This is a genomic window from Alkalibacillus silvisoli, assembly GCF_039521975.1.
Taxonomy (GTDB): Bacteria; Bacillota; Bacilli; order Bacillales; family Alkalibacillaceae; genus Alkalibacillus; species Alkalibacillus silvisoli.
The window spans coordinates 19,250-35,976 of record NZ_BAAACZ010000028.1; the positions used below are offsets into that span (position 1 = coordinate 19,250).

Sequence of the window (16,727 nt, forward strand, 5' to 3'; positions counted from 1 at the left end):
GTTATATAATTGATTCCGTTGTGAAAATTGAATGTTAATTATACCGTAGACAGCAGGAGCGATTATTCGCTTAAATTTTCCTGCCGAGGTGTGTGAACGTATATTTTGTACAAGTATATTATTGTACAACATTGTCTATTCATGCCTCCATGTCTACATGGAGGCATTTTTTAATAGCGCGAAAACACCTTATCGGTATGATGATAAATAACTAGGGGGTGGAACGATGAGCAAAGGTCAAGTACTAGAACACAAAAAGCAACAAGTTGAGATGATCGCTGAAGGTATCCAAAACAGTAAAACATCTGTCCTTGTTGATTACCGTGGTCTAAATGTTGATCAAGTAAGCGAACTTCGTCAACAACTACGTGAAGCGGGTGTAGATTTCCGTGTTTACAAAAACACTATGACACGCCGAGCAGTAGAGCAAGCTGGTTTTGAGGAACTAAATGAAGTATTAGAAGGCCCAACAGCTATTGCTTTCTGTAAGGAAGATGCAGTAGCTCCAGCTAAAGTTCTAGGTCAATTCGCTAAAGAAAACGAAGCTCTAGAATTTAAGGGTGGCGTAATCGAAGGTCAAATTGCAACTGTAGACCAGTTGAAAGAACTTTCAGAATTACCATCTCATGAAGGACTTGTATCTATGCTACTTAGCGTATTACAAGCACCAGTACGAAACTTCGCATACGCGACACAAGCTATTGCGGAGCAGAAAGAAGAAGAAGGCGCTTAATAGCGTTTTAGCCGGATAAATAACATTTATAAATTATTTAAGGAGGAACTTAATCATGACTAAAGAGCAAATCATTGACGCGGTTAAGGAAATGTCAGTTTTAGAATTAAATGAATTAGTAAAAGCAATTGAAGAGGAGTTTGGTGTATCAGCAGCGGCACCAGTTGCAGCAGCAGGTGCAGCAGCAGGTGGCGAAGCTGAGGAAGAGCAAACTGAATTCGACGTTGTATTAGAAGACGCTGGTGCTTCTAAGATCAAGGTTGTTAAAGCAGTTCGCGAAATCACTGGCTTAGGCTTAAAAGATGCTAAAGAGCTAGTTGACAACGCTCCTGGTACAATTAAAGAAGCAGTTGCAAAAGAAGAAGCAGAACAGATGAAAGAGCAGCTAGAAGAAACTGGCGCGAAAATCGAATTAAAATAAATTATTTATAAGTTAAATAAGCTCGCTGAGAAAAATCAGCGAGCTTATGTTTATTGATGATGAAATTGAATGTTTTCAAGAAGGTGAAAAGTCATGAGTGAACATTATTTTACGAACAATCCCCAAAGTGACAGTAAACCATTTCAATTCCAGACTACGATTAACTCTTACAACTTGTCTTTTGAAACAGATGATGGCGTTTTTTCTAAGAAGCAAATTGATTATGGAACGCGTGTGTTATTGGAGCAATTTATAGCTCCTGGTGTCGAAGGTGATCTGCTTGATGTTGGCTGCGGGTACGGGCCTATCGGTATAACGTTAGGGAAATCATACCCTGAGCGTCAAGTTGATCTGATTGATATCAATGAACGCGCTGTTTCATTAGCGAATCAAAATCTGCAACTTAATCAAATTAGTAATGCACAAGCATTTGTTAGTGATGGCATAGATGGCTTTTCTGAGAAGAGTTATGCTGCTGTGGTAACAAATCCTCCGTTTCGAGCAGGGAAGCAAGTTGTGGTTGAAATGATTCAAGATAGTTTTTTGAAGCTAAAGAATTATGGTGAGCTGTGGCTAGTTGCTCAAAAAAAGCAAGGTGCTCCTTCATTGAAAAATAAGATGGAAGAACAGTTTAATAATGTTGAGGTTATTAAACGTGATAAAGGATATTATGTATTGAAATCCAAAAGAATTGACTAGCTATTTGCTGTGTGATAGTATTAAAAAATGCCAATAGATACGTTTCTTTGTCAAGTTATTTTTTTAGAAACTTTTAAACGTATATATGAGTGTTTATAAACCAATAATGAAATCATTAGGGTGTTTATAGATATATAGTTTATCATTTTTTTGTTAAGTTGTATATCCTGAAGTTTAGTTATAGTTTGATATCACATTTGTTGTTAGGACAAATGTTATCTATATATGCTTGTGAAACTTGGTTGATCAGGCAAGTTCGGCATGCCTTTGTGCCGAATTGTTTTTAGTAGTAGAAAGAGCCAAGAGCTTTCCTGCTACATAAGGGTGACACTTAGGCTCCTGTCATTTAGTTGGAGCTAAGTTTTCTTTACTTTAAATATTGGTTGTTTGAGGGGTGAAGCAGTTGACAGGTCAACTAGTTCAATATGGTCGACACCGCCAGCGTAGAAGTTACGCTAGAATTAACGAGGTGCAGGAGTTACCGAATCTAATTGAGATTCAAACTGCATCTTATAAGTGGTTCTTAGATGAAGGATTAAGAGAAATGTTTGCGGATATTTCTCCGGTAGAGGATTTCACAGGAAATCTTTCATTAGAGTTTGTAGATTATTCATTAGGAGAACCAAAATACCCAGTGGGTGAATCGAAGGAACGTGATGTAACACATAATGCACCTTTACGTGTTAAAGTTCGCCTTCTAAACAAAGAAACAGGAGAAGTTAAAGAGCAAGAAGTGTTTATGGGTGATTTCCCATTAATGACAGACACAGGCACCTTTATTATTAATGGTGCAGAACGTGTTATTGTTTCACAGCTTGTTCGTTCTCCAAGTGTATACTTCAATGAAAAGATTGATAAAAACGGGAAACATGGTTACACAGCAACTGTAATTCCTAGCCGTGGTGCTTGGTTAGAGTTTGAAACGGATGCAAAAGATGTTGTGCATGTTCGAATTGACCGCACTCGTAAACTACCGATTACGGTGTTATTACGTGCTTTAGGTTTCAGTTCTGATGATGAGATTATCGATTTATTAGGTGATAATGAATATATAAGAAACACGTTAGAAAAAGATAACACTGAAGATAGTGAGAAAGCGTTAATCGAAATCTATGAACGCTTACGTCCTGGTGAACCACCAACGGCAGAAAACGCAAAAAGCTTACTATATTCTCGTTTCTTTGACCCGAAGCGTTATGACTTAGCGCGCGTAGGTCGTTATAAAATGAACAAAAAGCTTCATATTAAAGATCGTTTATTTAACCAAACGTTAGCCGAGACAATTGCTGATGAGGAAACAGGAGAAGTAATTGCGCGTAAAGGTGACAAATTAAATCGTCGCTTGCTTGATGAATTAATTCCTTATCTAGAGAAGTCAGAAGAAGCTACAGGCGAAAAGGTTATAGAACCACAGGATGGAGTGCTAGATGACCCTGTGAAAATCCAGTCCGTTAAAATTGTAGACCCTACTGATGCGGATGGTGAAAAGACATTAAATGTTATTAGCAACGGAAATGTTGAAGAAGAAGTAAAGCATATTACATATGCTGACATCATCGCATCTATTAGTTACTTCTTTAACATTTTACACACGGTAGGAAATACAGACGATATTGATCATTTAGGTAACCGTCGTTTACGTTCAGTTGGTGAATTACTGCAAAACCAATTCCGTATTGGTTTATCTCGTATGGAGCGTGTGATTCGTGAGCGTATGTCCATCCAAGATACTGAGTCAATCACACCTCAACAATTAATTAACATAAGACCGGTTATTGCATCGATAAAAGAGTTTTTTGGTAGCTCACAGTTATCGCAGTTTATGTACCAAACAAACCCATTAGCTGAATTAACTCACAAACGTCGTTTATCCGCTTTAGGACCAGGTGGACTGACTCGTGAACGTGCTGGTATGGAAGTGCGTGACGTTCACTATTCTCACTATGGTCGTATGTGTCCGATCGAGACGCCAGAAGGACCGAACATCGGTTTAATTAACTCGCTCTCTTCGTATGCGAAAGTTAATCCTTTTGGGTTTATTGAGACGCCATATCGTAAGGTAGACCATGATACGGGTAAAGTGACAGGTCAAACAGATTATTTAACAGCTGACGAAGAAGATAACTATATTGTTGCTCAGGCTAACGCACGTCTAAATGACGATGGTACGTTTGTTGATGAAGAAGTTATTGCTCGTTTCCGCGGTGAGAACATTGTTGTTTCGCGCGATCAAATTGATTACATGGACGTATCACCAAAGCAGGTTGTATCAGCTGCAACAGCTTGTATTCCATTTTTAGAGAATGATGACTCCAACCGTGCTTTAATGGGTGCAAACATGCAACGCCAGGCTGTACCTTTAATTGAGCCTGATTCCCCAATCGTCGGAACTGGTATGGAATATGTATCTGGTAAAGACTCAGGTGCAGCGGTTGTTTGTCAGCATGAAGGAATAGTTGAAAAGGTAGAAGCTAAAGAAGTTCATGTTAGAAGAATTGAAATGGTAGATGGTAAAGAAGTTGAAGGTGACTTAGATCGCTACCGTTTCCAAAAATTCATCCGTTCTAACCAAGGTTCTTGTTATAACCAGAAGCCAATTGTATCCAAGGGCGACCGCCTTGAAAAAGGTGAAGTCATTGCCGATGGACCATCGATGGACCAAGGTGAGTTAGCGTTAGGTAGAAATGCTTTAGTTGCCTTTATGACTTGGGATGGTTATAACTATGAGGATGCGGTAATCATGAGTGACCGCCTTGTTAAAGGTGATGTGTTCACATCTATTCATATTGAAGAATTTGAATCTGAAGCAAGAGACACGAAGTTAGGACCAGAAGAGATCACACGTGATATCCCGAATGTTGGTGAAGATGCTCTTAAAAACCTTGATGAAAACGGAATTATTCGTGTAGGCGCTGAAGTAACAGATGGTGATATTTTAGTAGGTAAAGTTACGCCTAAAGGAATGACCGAACTGTCCGCTGAAGAACGATTACTACATGCAATATTTGGAGAGAAAGCCCGTGAAGTAAGAGATACCTCATTGCGTGTACCTCACGGTGGTGGCGGTATTGTTCACGACGTTAAAGCGTTCAACCGCGTAGATGGTGATGAGCTATCACCAGGTGTGAATAAGCTAGTGCGTGTGTATATCGTACAAAAACGTCGAATTTCTGAAGGGGATAAGATGGCAGGTCGTCATGGTAACAAGGGTGTTATTTCACGCATTTTACCAGAAGAAGATATGCCATTCTTACCAGACGGAACACCGGTAGATGTCATGCTTAACCCATTAGGTGTACCTTCACGTATGAACATTGGCCAGGTATTAGAGCTACATTTAGGAATGGCCGCACGTGAATTAGACATTAAAGTTGCGACGCCAGTTTTTGACGGTGCCGATGAAGAAGATGTTTGGGAAACAATGGAAGAAGCAGGGTTGCCACGTGATGGTAAAACGGTTCTTTATGACGGCCGTACTGGTGATGCATTCGACAACCGTGTATCTGTCGGTGTGATGTATATGATTAAACTAGAACACATGGTAGATGATAAGCTGCACGCCCGTTCTACAGGACCTTATTCACTAGTTACCCAACAGCCTCTAGGTGGTAAAGCGCAGTTTGGTGGTCAGCGTTTCGGTGAGATGGAAGTTTGGGCACTTGAAGCTTATGGTGCTGCTTATACACTACAAGAATTGCTAACAGTTAAGTCTGACGACGTAGTTGGTCGTGTTAAGACGTATGAAGCAATTGTTAAAGGTGAGAATTTACCTGAACCTGGTGTTCCAGAGTCATTCCGTGTACTAATTAAAGAACTCCAAAGCCTTGGCATGGACGTGAAAATGTTAACTGATGACGAAACAGAAATTGACATGCGTGATTTAGAGGATGATGAGCAGTCATCTGATCAGTTAAATGTAAACATTGAGAAGAATGAACCTGAAGAATCAACTGAATAACGAACACTTAACAATATATTGTTGGAAAAAATAAGGGAGGTAGGCTCCTTGATCGATGTAAATAGATTTGAATATATGAAAATTGGCTTAGCGGCATCGGAGAAGATTCGTGCGTGGTCGTATGGTGAAGTTAAAAAGCCTGAGACTATTAACTACCGTACGCTAAAACCAGAAAAAGATGGACTTTTCTGTGAGAGAATTTTTGGACCAACAAAAGACTGGGAGTGCCATTGCGGTAAATACAAACGTGTACGCTATAAAGGTATTGTTTGTGATCGTTGTGGTGTTGAGGTAACTAAAGCGAAAGTTCGCCGTGAGCGTATGGGGCACATTGAATTAGCTGCCCCAATTTCTCACATCTGGTATTTTAAAGGTATTCCAAGTCGTATGGGGTTAGTGCTTGACCTATCACCTCGCGCATTAGAAGAAGTAATTTATTTTGCGGCTTATATCGTAACAGAGCCAGGTGATACGCCGTTAGAGAAAAAGCAATTATTATCTGAAAAAGAATACCGTGCCTATTATGATAAGTACGGTAAATCTTTCAAAGCACAAATGGGCGCAGAAGCAATTCGTAAGTTATTACAAGATGTCGATTTAGAAGGGGAAGTTGCTGATCTAAAAGAAGAGTTAAAAACAGCCCAAGGTCAGCGTCGTACTCGTGCGATTAAACGTTTAGAGGTATTAGAATCATTCCGTCACTCTGGTAACGACCCAGCTTGGATGATTCTTGATGTGTTACCTATTATTCCACCAGAATTAAGGCCGATGGTTCAACTAGATGGTGGGCGTTTTGCAACTTCTGACTTAAACGATTTATACCGTCGTGTGATTAACCGTAACAATCGACTGAAACGTTTACTTGATTTAGGTGCGCCAACGATTATCGTTCAGAACGAAAAACGTATGCTACAAGAGTCAGTAGACGCACTAATTGATAATGGACGTCGTGGTCGACCGGTTACTGGACCAGGAAACCGCCCATTAAAATCTTTATCTCACATGTTAAAAGGTAAGCAAGGTCGTTTCCGCCAAAACCTACTTGGTAAACGTGTTGATTATTCTGGTCGTTCTGTAATTGTAGTAGGACCTAACTTGAAGATGTATCAGTGTGGTCTGCCAAAAGAAATGGCCATTGAACTATTTAAGCCATTTGTTATGCGCGAGTTAGTTGAGCGTGGATTAGCGCACAATATTAAATCAGCTAAACGTAATATTGAGCGTTTACGCCCAGAAATTTGGGATGTATTAGAAGACGTTATTAAGGAGCACCCAGTGCTATTAAACCGTGCACCAACACTGCACCGTCTTGGTATTCAGTCGTTTGAGCCTGTGTTAGTGGAAGGTCGTGCTATTCGTCTTCACCCATTAGTGTGTACAGCATATAACGCAGACTTTGATGGTGACCAAATGGCTGTGCACGTTCCATTATCACCAGAAGCTCAATCAGAAGCTCGTGTACTAATGTTAGCAGCTCAAAACATTTTGAACCCTAAAGACGGTAAGCCAGTTGTTACGCCGTCGCAGGATATGGTATTAGGTAACTACTACTTAACGTTAGAACGTCAAGGGGCACTTGGTGAAGGCAGACTATTCTCAACGCCTGCTGAAGCGTTAACTGCTTATGAAAATGGTTATGTACATTTACACAGCCGAGTTGGTGTGCAAGCTAGCTCGTTACAAAATCCTAGGTTCACAGAAGAACAAAACAAAAAGGTCTTACTAACAACCGTTGGTAAATTGATCTTCAACGAGATTTTACCTAGTTCGTTCCCTTATATAAATGAACCGACATCATCTAACTTAGAAATTGAAACACCAGATCTATATTTTGTTGACCCTACAGAAGACTTAAAAGAGGTGTATCAATCTCGTGAGTTAGTAGCGCCATTTAAAAAAGGTATATTAGGCGATATTATCTCAGAAGTCTTTAAGTATTATAAGCTTTCAGAGACATCTAAGATGCTTGATCGTATGAAAGACTTAGGTTTCAAGTATTCGACGAAAGCTGGTATAACAATTGGTGTATCTGACATCGTTGTATTAGGTGATAAAGAACGCGTACTAGATGAAGCGCAATCAAAAGTTGACAAAGTGACTAAACAATTCCGTAGAGGTTTAATTACTGAAAGTGAACGTTATGACCGCGTAATCGCCATTTGGACTGAGGCTAAAGATGAAATCCAAGATAAACTGATGTTATCTTTAGATACCCTTAACCCAATCTACATGATGAGTGACTCTGGTGCGCGTGGTAACGCATCTAACTTTACGCAGCTTGCAGGTATGCGTGGTTTAATGGCTAACCCGTCTGGTAAAATCATTGAACTACCAATTAAATCAAGCTTCCGTGAAGGTTTAACAGTATTAGAATACTTCATTTCGACTCACGGTGCGCGTAAAGGTCTAGCCGATACAGCGCTTAAGACAGCTGACTCAGGTTATCTAACCCGTCGTCTAGTTGATGTTGCACAAGATGTCATTATTCGTGAAGAGGATTGCGGAACAGATCGTGGTATGACAGTTGAAACGTTACGTGAAGGTAATGAAATCATTGTTCCGTTATACGATCGTTTAGTTGGTCGTACAGCATTTAAGTCAGTTAAGCATCCAGATAAAGAAGAAGTATTAATTCAACGTAATGAACTGATTACAGAAGATATTGCTAAAGATATCGTTGAATCAGGTGTAGAAGAAGTTGTTATTCGTTCAGTATTCACTTGTAACACGCATCATGGTGCTTGTAAGAAGTGTTATGGTCGTAATATGGCTACAGGTGACCAAGTGGATGTTGGTGAAGCAGTTGGTATTATTGCAGCGCAATCAATTGGTGAACCAGGTACACAGCTGACAATGCGTACATTCCACACAGGTGGTGTAGCAGGAGATGACATTACACAAGGTTTACCGCGTATTCAAGAGGTATTCGAAGCTCGTAACCCTAAAGGTCAAGCATCAATCAGTGAAATCCATGGTACAGTTAAAGAAATCAATGAATTTAAGGATAAGAAAGAAATTGTTATCCAAGGTGATGTTGAGCCAAGGACTTACACAGCTTTATATAACGCGCGAATGAAAGTACAAGAAGGAGACCAAGTAACCCCAGGCCAGCCATTAGTTGAAGGTTCTATTGACCCGAAAGAACTAATAAATGTTCAAGGATTACAAGGTGTCCAGGAGTACTTATTAAAAGAAGTACAAAAAGTTTACCGTATGCAAGGTGTTGAAATCAGTGATAAGCACGTTGAAGTTATGGTAAGACAGATGTTACGTAAAGTACGTGTGATTGAAGCTGGCGATACAGAACTGCTTCCAGGTTCATTGATGGACTTCCAGCAGTTTAAAGAGGCGAACCATGACGTGCTAGTTCAAGGTGGTCAACCAGCTGTTGCGAAACCAATCATCTTAGGTATTACGAAAGCGTCACTTGAAACGGATTCATTCTTATCTGCTGCATCATTCCAGGAGACAACACGTGTCTTAACAGATGCTGCGATTAAAGGTAAGTATGATGAGTTGATGGGTCTAAAAGAGAACGTTATTATCGGTAAGTTAGTCCCAGCAGGAACGGGTCTAAATCGTTACCGCAATTTACAACCAGTTAAAGACGAACCAGAAGTTGAAGAAGTAAAAGAGGCAGAAGAGGTTACGACTGAAATATAAGAGTGGAGAGCACTGTCATACGTGGCGGTGCTCAAACCACTTCATACTTTAGATCAAAACAAAAACAAGTTGATTGCACCGATGAACAAAATAAAAGCTCAAATTATTTTATTACAATATTCGTTGACATAAATTTGTCTCAGTGATAATATATCAAAGGTGCTTCATTTAACCTTGTTACTTTGGAGGATGAAAAGATGTCTTATGAAAAAGTAGCACAGGCACAAAAGCAGTTGAGAATTGGAGCAAAGCAAGTGCTAAAATCCATTAAAAATGGTGAAGTGCTAGAAGTCGTTATTGCAACTGATGCAGAGCGACATGTAACAGATAAAATCGTTAAACAAGCTGAACAACAAAACGTTCCAGTTTATGAAGTTGATTCTATGAAAGAATTAGGTCAAGCGACTGGAATCGATGTTGGCGCAGCGACAGTGGCAATCACTAAATAACTTTATATGTGAATAGCATATAATGTTTCTTTTTTGCCAATTTATGAACCACCTGGATGTGTGGGATTACAAAAGATTGAAAGGAGGAAAATCAAATGCCTACAATTAACCAACTTGTACGTAAAGGTCGTAAATCTAAAAAAGCAGGTTCAGACGCTCCAGCGTTAAACAAAGGTTATGACTCTCAAAGAAAACGCCAGACAGATAACCCTGCACCTCAAAAGCGTGGAGTATGTACACGTGTTGCAACAATGACACCGAAGAAGCCAAACTCAGCACTTCGTAAATATGCCCGTGTACGTTTATCAAACCAAATTGAGGTTACAGCATATATCCCGGGTATTGGTCACAACCTACAAGAGCACAGTGTTGTACTAATTCGCGGTGGACGTGTTAAGGACTTACCAGGTGTGCGTTACCATATCGTTCGTGGTGCATTAGACACTGCAGGTGTTGAAGGTCGTATGCAAGGTCGTTCTAAGTACGGTGCAAAGCGACCAAAAAAATAAACGTTATTTAAAACAACAAGTGAAGGGAGGATAACCCATGCCACGTAAAGGAGCAGTACCAAAAAGAGATGTACTACCAGATCCAATTCACAACTCAAAGCTAGTTACTCGTTTAATCAACCAAATTATGGTTGATGGTAAAAAGGGAACTGCACAAAAGATTCTATATAGCGCATTTGATCTAGTACAAGAGCGTAGCGGTCAAAACCCTATGGATGTATTTGAAGAGGCGATGAAAAACGTTATGCCAGTACTTGAAGTTCGTGCTAGACGTGTTGGTGGTTCTAACTACCAAGTACCAGTTGAAGTTCGCCCTGAGCGTCGTCAAGCATTAGGTCTACGTTTTATCGTAAACTATGCAAGGCTTCGTGGTGAGAAGACAATGGAAGAACGTCTTGCTAATGAAGTTCTAGATGCTGCAAATAATACAGGTGCAGCGGTGAGACGCCGTGAAGAAATGCACAAGATGGCAGAAGCGAACAAAGCATTCGCTCACTATCGTTGGTAATCAATCTAATTTAAATTCAAATACAGGAAGGAGAAATTATTATGCCAAGAGAGTTCTCCTTAGACAAGTATCGTAATATCGGCATTATGGCTCACATCGATGCTGGTAAAACAACAGCTACTGAACGTATCTTATTTTACACAGGTCGTATTCATAAGCTGGGAGAAACTCACGAAGGTGCTTCCCAAATGGACTGGATGGACCAAGAGCAAGAGCGTGGTATTACTATCACATCTGCTGCTACTACAGCCCAGTGGAATGACCATCGTATTAATATTATCGATACACCAGGACACGTAGACTTCACTGTAGAGGTTGAGCGTTCCTTGCGTGTACTAGACGGATCTGTAGCCTTACTTGACGCTCAGTCAGGAGTTGAACCACAAACAGAAACGGTTTGGCGACAAGCTACTACTTACGGAGTTCCACGTGTTGTTTTCATTAACAAAATGGATAAAATGGGTGCAGATTACCTATATTCTGTAAGTACTCTTGAAGATCGTCTAGGTGCTAATGCGCACCCAATTCAGTTACCAATCGGTGCTGAAGATGACTTTAATGGAATTATTGATTTAGTAGAAATGAAAGCTTATTTCTACGGAGATGATTTAGGTAACAAGATTACATCTGGAGAAATCCCGGATGAGTACAAAGATCAAGCTGAAGAGTATCGTACTCGTCTAGTAGAGGCTATAGCTGAATTAGATGAAGATTTAATGGAGAAATACCTAGAGGGAGAAGAGTTCACAACAGATGAATTGAAAAAAGCGATTCGTCGTGCAACATGTGATGTTGAATTCTACCCAGTACTAGTGGGGTCTGCGTTTAAGAATAAAGGTGTTCAATTACTTCTAAATGCAGTTATTGATTACTTGCCTTCTCCACTAGATGTACCAGCAATTGAAGGTCATGTAGCTGGTACAGATGAAAAGGTTATCCGTAATCCAGATGACAAGGAGCCTTTTTCAGCGCTTGCATTTAAAGTTGCAACAGATCCATTTGTCGGTAAAATCACATTCTTCCGAGTGTACTCAGGTATTTTAGAGAGTGGTTCATATGTGAAGAACTCTACGAAAGACAAGCGCGAGCGTGTCGGTCGTATCCTACAAATGCATGCAAACCACCGAGAAGAAGTTAGTGCTGTATATTCAGGTGATATTGCAGCGGGTGTGGGTCTTAAAGATACAGGTACAGGCGATACACTTTGTGCAGAGAAGGACAATGTTATTTTAGAGTCAATGGAATTCCCTGACCCAGTTATCGCTGTTGCGATTGAACCGAAGTCAAAAGCGGACCAAGATAAAATGGGTATTGCTTTAGGTAAACTTGCTGAAGAAGATCCAACATTCCAAACTGAAACAAACGAAGAGACAGGTCAAACGATCATTCATGGTATGGGTGAGCTTCACCTAGACATTATCGTAGACCGTCTAAAGCGTGAGTTTAAAGTAGAAGCTAACGTTGGTGCTCCACAAGTTGCTTATCGTGAAACTTTCCGTGCTTCAGCTCAAGTTGAAGGTAAATTCGTACGTCAGTCTGGTGGTCGTGGTCAATACGGTCACGTTTGGATTGAATTCGAACCAAATGAAGAAGGCGCAGGCTATGAATTCATCGATAAAATTGTTGGTGGTGTTGTACCACGTGAATATATCCCAGCTGTAGGGCAAGGGATTAAAGAAACGATGGAAAATGGTGTGCTTGCCGGATATCCATTAATCGATGTTAAAGCGACACTTTATGACGGTTCATACCACGATGTAGACTCAAACGAAACAGCGTTCAAAGTAGCTGCATCTATGGCACTTAAAGAAGCTAAGAATAAATGTCAACCAGTTCTTCTTGAACCAATGATGAAAGTAGAAATTGTTGTCCCTGAAGAGTATATGGGTGATATCATGGGTGATGTTACATCACGCCGTGGACGCGTAGAAGGTATGGGCGCACGCGGTAACGCATCAGTTGTAGATGCATTCGTTCCACTTTCAGAGATGTTTGGTTATGCAACAGCACTTCGTTCAAACACGCAAGGTCGTGGAACTTACACAATGCACTTCAGCCACTACGAAGAAGTTCCTAAATCAATTTCAGAAGAAATTATTAAGAAAAATAGTGGCCAATAATTGATTTTTTAACTTAATTTTCGTATAAAGGTATTGTAAGTAGTTATCTTTCGGGGTTAAACCTCGAAAGATAACCTAACAATATAAATACATTAAAACAATTTTTTTAAGGAGGAAATATAAATGTCAAAAGAAAAATTTGATCGTTCCAAGCCCCATGTTAATATTGGGACTATTGGACACGTTGACCACGGAAAAACTACTTTAACTGCAGCAATCACTACAGTATTAAACAAAAAATCTGGTTCAGGTGAAGCTATGGCTTATGACCAGATCGATGGTGCTCCTGAAGAGAAAGAGCGTGGAATCACAATCTCAACTGCGCACGTTGAGTATGAAACTGACAACCGTCACTATGCACACGTTGACTGCCCAGGTCACGCTGACTATGTTAAAAACATGATCACTGGTGCGGCGCAAATGGACGGTGCGATTCTAGTTGTATCTGCAGCTGACGGCCCGATGCCACAGACTCGTGAGCACATCCTACTTTCTCGTCAGGTTGGTGTACCAGCAATTGTTGTATTCCTAAACAAGTGCGACATGGTAGATGACGAAGAGCTATTAGAATTAGTAGAAATGGAAGTACGTGACCTACTAGGTGAATACGACTTCCCTGGTGATGACATCCCAGTTGTTAAAGGTTCTGCTTTAATGGCAATCGAAGGTCAAGAGCAATATGAAAACGCAATTGTTGAATTAATGGAAGCTGTTGATGAGTACATTCCAAACCCAGACCGTGACACTGACAAGCCATTCATGATGCCAGTTGAGGACGTATTCTCAATCACTGGTCGTGGTACAGTTGCTACTGGTCGTGTAGAGCGTGGCCAAGTATCAGTTGGTGATGAAGTAGACGTTATTGGTATGGCTGAAGAGACAGGTAAGACTACTGTAACTGGTGTTGAAATGTTCCGTAAGCTACTAGACTACGCTGAAGCTGGTGACAACATTGGTGCACTACTACGTGGTGTATCTCGTGAGGATATCAGCCGTGGGCAAGTTCTAGCTAAGCCTGGCACAATCACGCCACACACTCAGTTCAAAGCTGAAGTTTATGTACTATCAAAAGAAGAAGGTGGACGTCACACTCCATTTTTCACTAACTACCGCCCACAATTCTACTTCCGTACAACGGACGTTACTGGTGTAATCCAACTACCAGAAGGTGTAGAGATGGTAATGCCTGGTGATAACGTAGAAATGGACGTTGATCTTATTGCTCCAATCGCAATTGAAGAAGGTACTAAATTCTCAATTCGCGAAGGTGGCCGTACAGTAGGCGCTGGCGTAGTTGCTACAATCGTTAAGTAATTAAACAACGTATTATAAAAAACTACCGTGGTAACTGACCTCGGTAGTTTTTTAATTGATCCCTTTACTCCATCAGGTGTTATCTTTTTGGAATAAATGATAAGTTGCTATCCTATTAAAAGAGATACGCTATTGAAAACGTCAAGACAACTCTATTTTTTGAACTTACAGGCGCTATTTTTCTGAATATTATCTTAGGACTTGAAATTTATCGTCTAGGTTTGTATAATATTTGAGTGGCTGCAAATGAAATATAGCGATTTCCCTTGAAATAAAAGAGAGATTTATATATAATGAGTAATGTTGCAGCCCTAACAAGGCGATGAAGTGGAAGGTTGCTGACACACCCGGCCCCTTTGCCATGGCAAGGTGTGGGGAAATTTCCGCGGAGAATGTCTGTTGAAAAGATAGGCGATAAAGGAGGGAAAGTAATGGCAAACGAAAAGATTCGTATCAGATTAAAAGCTTATGATCACAAAATTTTAGATCAATCGGCTGAAAAGATCGTAGAAACGGCAAAGCGTGCTGGAGCAGAGGTTTCTGGTCCAATCCCATTGCCAACTGAGCGCTCTGTTTATACAGTCTTACGTGCAACACATAAGTACAAAGATGCTCGTGAACAGTTCGAGATGCGTACACACAAGCGTTTGATTGATATCTTGAGCCCGACTCCACAAACAGTGGATTCATTAATGCGTTTAGATTTACCATCTGGCGTAGATATCGAAATTAAATTATAAATTTTTTAGGAGGTGTAACGGATGGCGCAAGGAATCTTAGGACGAAAAGTCGGTATGACTCAACTTTTCTCTGAAAATGGAGAGTTAATCCCGGTAACAGTCGTTCAAGCTGAAGGTAATACTGTTCTTCAGAAAAAGACAGTAGAAAACGATGGGTATGAAGCAGTACAGATTGGTTTTGCAAATCAAAAACCAAACAACACAAACAAAGCAGAAAAAGGTCATGCTGAGAAAGCAGAAGCTGAACCTAAGCGCTTCGTTCGCGAAGTCCGTGACGCAAACCTTGACGAATATGAAGTAGGTCAAGAGTTAAGCGTTGATATGTTTGAACCTGGACAAATGGTAGATGTAACAGGAACTTCAAAAGGTAAAGGTTTCCAAGGTGCAATCAAGAGGCACAATCAAAGCCGTGGACCTGAAACTCATGGTTCCAATTTCCACCGTGCCCCAGGTGCGATGGGTGTAATTGACCCAATGCGTGTATTCAAAGGTATGAAAGGCCCTGGTCAAATGGGTGGCGAGACTGTCACAATCCAAAACCTTGAAGTGGTTAAAGTAGACGCTGAAAACAACTTAATCCTTATAAAAGGTAATGTACCAGGCGCAAAAAAATCTTACGTAAAAGTTTCAAGTGCAGTTAAGGCGTAACAATTAACTAACGAAGGGAGGATATGTCATGCCTAAAGTAGCACTATACAACCAAGCAGGTTCTCAAGTAGGAGACGCTGAACTTAGAGAAAGCGTGTTTGGAATTGAGCCTAATGAAAATGTCTTACAAGATGCAGTTGTTATGCAACAATCTAGTAAGCGTCAAGGATCTCATAAAGTTAAAGGTCGCTCAGAAGTTAGTGGTGGTGGACGTAAGCCGTGGCGCCAAAAAGGTACTGGCCGTGCACGTCAAGGATCAATCCGCTCACCTCAGTGGGTTGGTGGTGGAACAGTATTTGGCCCAACACCTCGTAGCTATAGTTACAAGCTACCTAAAAAAGTTCGTCGTTTAGCTTTAGTTTCAGCACTAGCTTCAAAAGTGAAAACTGAAGACATCTATGTGCTTGATGAATTAAACATCGAAGCACCAAAAACAAAAGAAATCGTTACAATGTTAAACAACTTCAATTTAGAAGGTAAGACGTTAATCGTGACTGCTGGCACTAACGAAAATGTTGAGCGTTCTGCTAACAACATTCAAGGTGTTGAAGTATTAACAGTTGATGATATTAACGTATTAGATTTAGTGAAGCATGACACGCTGCTAATTACTAAAGAAGCAGCTGATCAAGCAGGGGAGGTGCTTGCATAATGAAAGAACCAAGAGATATCATTAAGCGCCCAATTATTACAGAACACTCTGCGGATTTAATGGCTGAGAAGAAGTACACGTTTGAAGTTTCACCAAAAGCTAATAAGACTGAAATCAAAAAAGCTGTAGAAGAAATCTTCAACGTAAAAGTAGAAAAAGTTAACACTCTAAACTTAAAAGGTAAGTTTAGAAGAATGGGTCGTTACGGTGGATATCGTCCAGACCGTAAGAAAGCTATTGTTCAACTTACTGAAGACAGTGAAGAACTAGACTTCTTTGAAACTGTATAATAAAAACTATTAAAAGGAGGGAA

At 40.3% G+C, this 16,727-nt stretch carries 14 protein-coding genes and 1 other annotated feature; all 14 genes read left to right on the forward strand.

Going from position 1 to position 16,727, the window contains the following annotated elements:
* Positions 1-25 precede the first annotated feature (25 nt).
* Positions 26-181, forward strand: a sequence feature (ribosomal protein L10 leader region).
* A 45-nt stretch (positions 182-226) separates the two neighbouring features.
* The 14 genes from rplJ to rplW all read left to right on the forward strand — a co-directional run bounded on the left by rplJ (position 227) and on the right by rplW (position 16,704).
* The gene (rplJ, locus tag ABDZ63_RS13940) at positions 227-733 is read left to right on the forward strand and encodes a 50S ribosomal protein L10 (RefSeq protein WP_343784488.1); all 507 of its coding nucleotides are present in this window, start codon (positions 227-229) and stop codon (positions 731-733) included.
* Between the two features lie 55 nt (positions 734-788).
* On the forward strand, positions 789-1,154 hold the full coding sequence (gene rplL / locus ABDZ63_RS13945) for a 50S ribosomal protein L7/L12 (protein ID WP_343784490.1): 366 nt from the start codon (positions 789-791) through the stop codon (positions 1,152-1,154).
* Between the two features lie 93 nt (positions 1,155-1,247).
* Entirely contained in the window at positions 1,248-1,853 is a 606-nt protein-coding gene (locus tag ABDZ63_RS13950; RefSeq protein ID WP_343784492.1) for a class I SAM-dependent methyltransferase, read from the forward strand.
* 403 nt (positions 1,854-2,256) lie between these two features.
* Positions 2,257-5,811, forward strand: coding sequence for a DNA-directed RNA polymerase subunit beta (rpoB, locus tag ABDZ63_RS13955; protein WP_343784494.1), 3,555 nt, complete (start codon positions 2,257-2,259; stop codon positions 5,809-5,811).
* A 48-nt stretch (positions 5,812-5,859) separates the two neighbouring features.
* The gene (gene rpoC, locus ABDZ63_RS13960; protein WP_343784496.1) at positions 5,860-9,474 is read left to right on the forward strand and encodes a DNA-directed RNA polymerase subunit beta'; all 3,615 of its coding nucleotides are present in this window, start codon (positions 5,860-5,862) and stop codon (positions 9,472-9,474) included.
* A gap of 197 nt (positions 9,475-9,671) precedes the next feature.
* Complete coding sequence (locus tag ABDZ63_RS13965) at positions 9,672-9,923, forward strand: ribosomal L7Ae/L30e/S12e/Gadd45 family protein (RefSeq protein WP_343784498.1); 252 nt, start codon at positions 9,672-9,674, stop codon at positions 9,921-9,923.
* 95 nt (positions 9,924-10,018) lie between these two features.
* Positions 10,019-10,432, forward strand: a complete 414-nt coding sequence (gene rpsL, locus ABDZ63_RS13970) for a 30S ribosomal protein S12 (protein ID WP_343784500.1) — start codon at positions 10,019-10,021, stop codon at positions 10,430-10,432.
* A gap of 37 nt (positions 10,433-10,469) precedes the next feature.
* Positions 10,470-10,940 carry a 30S ribosomal protein S7 gene (gene rpsG / locus ABDZ63_RS13975; protein ID WP_343784502.1) on the forward strand — a complete coding sequence of 157 codons (471 nt, stop codon included), beginning with the start codon at positions 10,470-10,472 and terminating at the stop codon, positions 10,938-10,940.
* Positions 10,941-10,981: 41 nt separating this feature from the next.
* Complete coding sequence (gene fusA, locus ABDZ63_RS13980; RefSeq protein WP_343784504.1) at positions 10,982-13,060, forward strand: elongation factor G; 2,079 nt, start codon at positions 10,982-10,984, stop codon at positions 13,058-13,060.
* Between the two features lie 123 nt (positions 13,061-13,183).
* On the forward strand, positions 13,184-14,374 hold the full coding sequence (gene tuf / locus ABDZ63_RS13985; RefSeq protein ID WP_343784506.1) for an elongation factor Tu: 1,191 nt from the start codon (positions 13,184-13,186) through the stop codon (positions 14,372-14,374).
* A 431-nt stretch (positions 14,375-14,805) separates the two neighbouring features.
* Entirely contained in the window at positions 14,806-15,114 is a 309-nt protein-coding gene (gene rpsJ, locus ABDZ63_RS13990) for a 30S ribosomal protein S10 (RefSeq protein WP_343784508.1), read from the forward strand.
* Between the two features lie 21 nt (positions 15,115-15,135).
* Positions 15,136-15,762, forward strand: coding sequence for a 50S ribosomal protein L3 (gene rplC / locus ABDZ63_RS13995; RefSeq protein ID WP_343784510.1), 627 nt, complete (start codon positions 15,136-15,138; stop codon positions 15,760-15,762).
* Between the two features lie 28 nt (positions 15,763-15,790).
* Positions 15,791-16,414, forward strand: coding sequence for a 50S ribosomal protein L4 (gene rplD / locus ABDZ63_RS14000; protein WP_343784512.1), 624 nt, complete (start codon positions 15,791-15,793; stop codon positions 16,412-16,414).
* On the forward strand, positions 16,414-16,704 hold the full coding sequence (gene rplW / locus ABDZ63_RS14005; protein WP_343784514.1) for a 50S ribosomal protein L23: 291 nt from the start codon (positions 16,414-16,416) through the stop codon (positions 16,702-16,704). Before rplD ends, rplW begins: the two co-directional genes overlap by 1 nt.
* The last annotated feature ends 23 nt before the right edge of the window (positions 16,705-16,727 follow it).

Bases quoted from the DNA above. Each gene is read 5' to 3' on its own strand.
- rplJ (WP_343784488.1), top strand. From the start codon at position 227: ATGAGCAAAGGTCAAGTACTAGAACACAAAAAGCAACAAGTTGAGATG.
- rplL (WP_343784490.1), top strand. From the start codon at position 789: ATGACTAAAGAGCAAATCATTGACGCGGTTAAGGAAATGTCAGTTTTA.
- ABDZ63_RS13950 (WP_343784492.1), top strand. From the start codon at position 1,248: ATGAGTGAACATTATTTTACGAACAATCCCCAAAGTGACAGTAAACCA.
- ABDZ63_RS13965 (WP_343784498.1), top strand. From the start codon at position 9,672: ATGTCTTATGAAAAAGTAGCACAGGCACAAAAGCAGTTGAGAATTGGA.
- rpsL (WP_343784500.1), top strand. From the start codon at position 10,019: ATGCCTACAATTAACCAACTTGTACGTAAAGGTCGTAAATCTAAAAAA.
- rpsG (WP_343784502.1), top strand. From the start codon at position 10,470: ATGCCACGTAAAGGAGCAGTACCAAAAAGAGATGTACTACCAGATCCA.
- fusA (WP_343784504.1), top strand. From the start codon at position 10,982: ATGCCAAGAGAGTTCTCCTTAGACAAGTATCGTAATATCGGCATTATG.
- tuf (WP_343784506.1), top strand. From the start codon at position 13,184: ATGTCAAAAGAAAAATTTGATCGTTCCAAGCCCCATGTTAATATTGGG.
- rpsJ (WP_343784508.1), top strand. From the start codon at position 14,806: ATGGCAAACGAAAAGATTCGTATCAGATTAAAAGCTTATGATCACAAA.
- rplC (WP_343784510.1), top strand. From the start codon at position 15,136: ATGGCGCAAGGAATCTTAGGACGAAAAGTCGGTATGACTCAACTTTTC.
- rplD (WP_343784512.1), top strand. From the start codon at position 15,791: ATGCCTAAAGTAGCACTATACAACCAAGCAGGTTCTCAAGTAGGAGAC.
- rplW (WP_343784514.1), top strand. From the start codon at position 16,414: ATGAAAGAACCAAGAGATATCATTAAGCGCCCAATTATTACAGAACAC.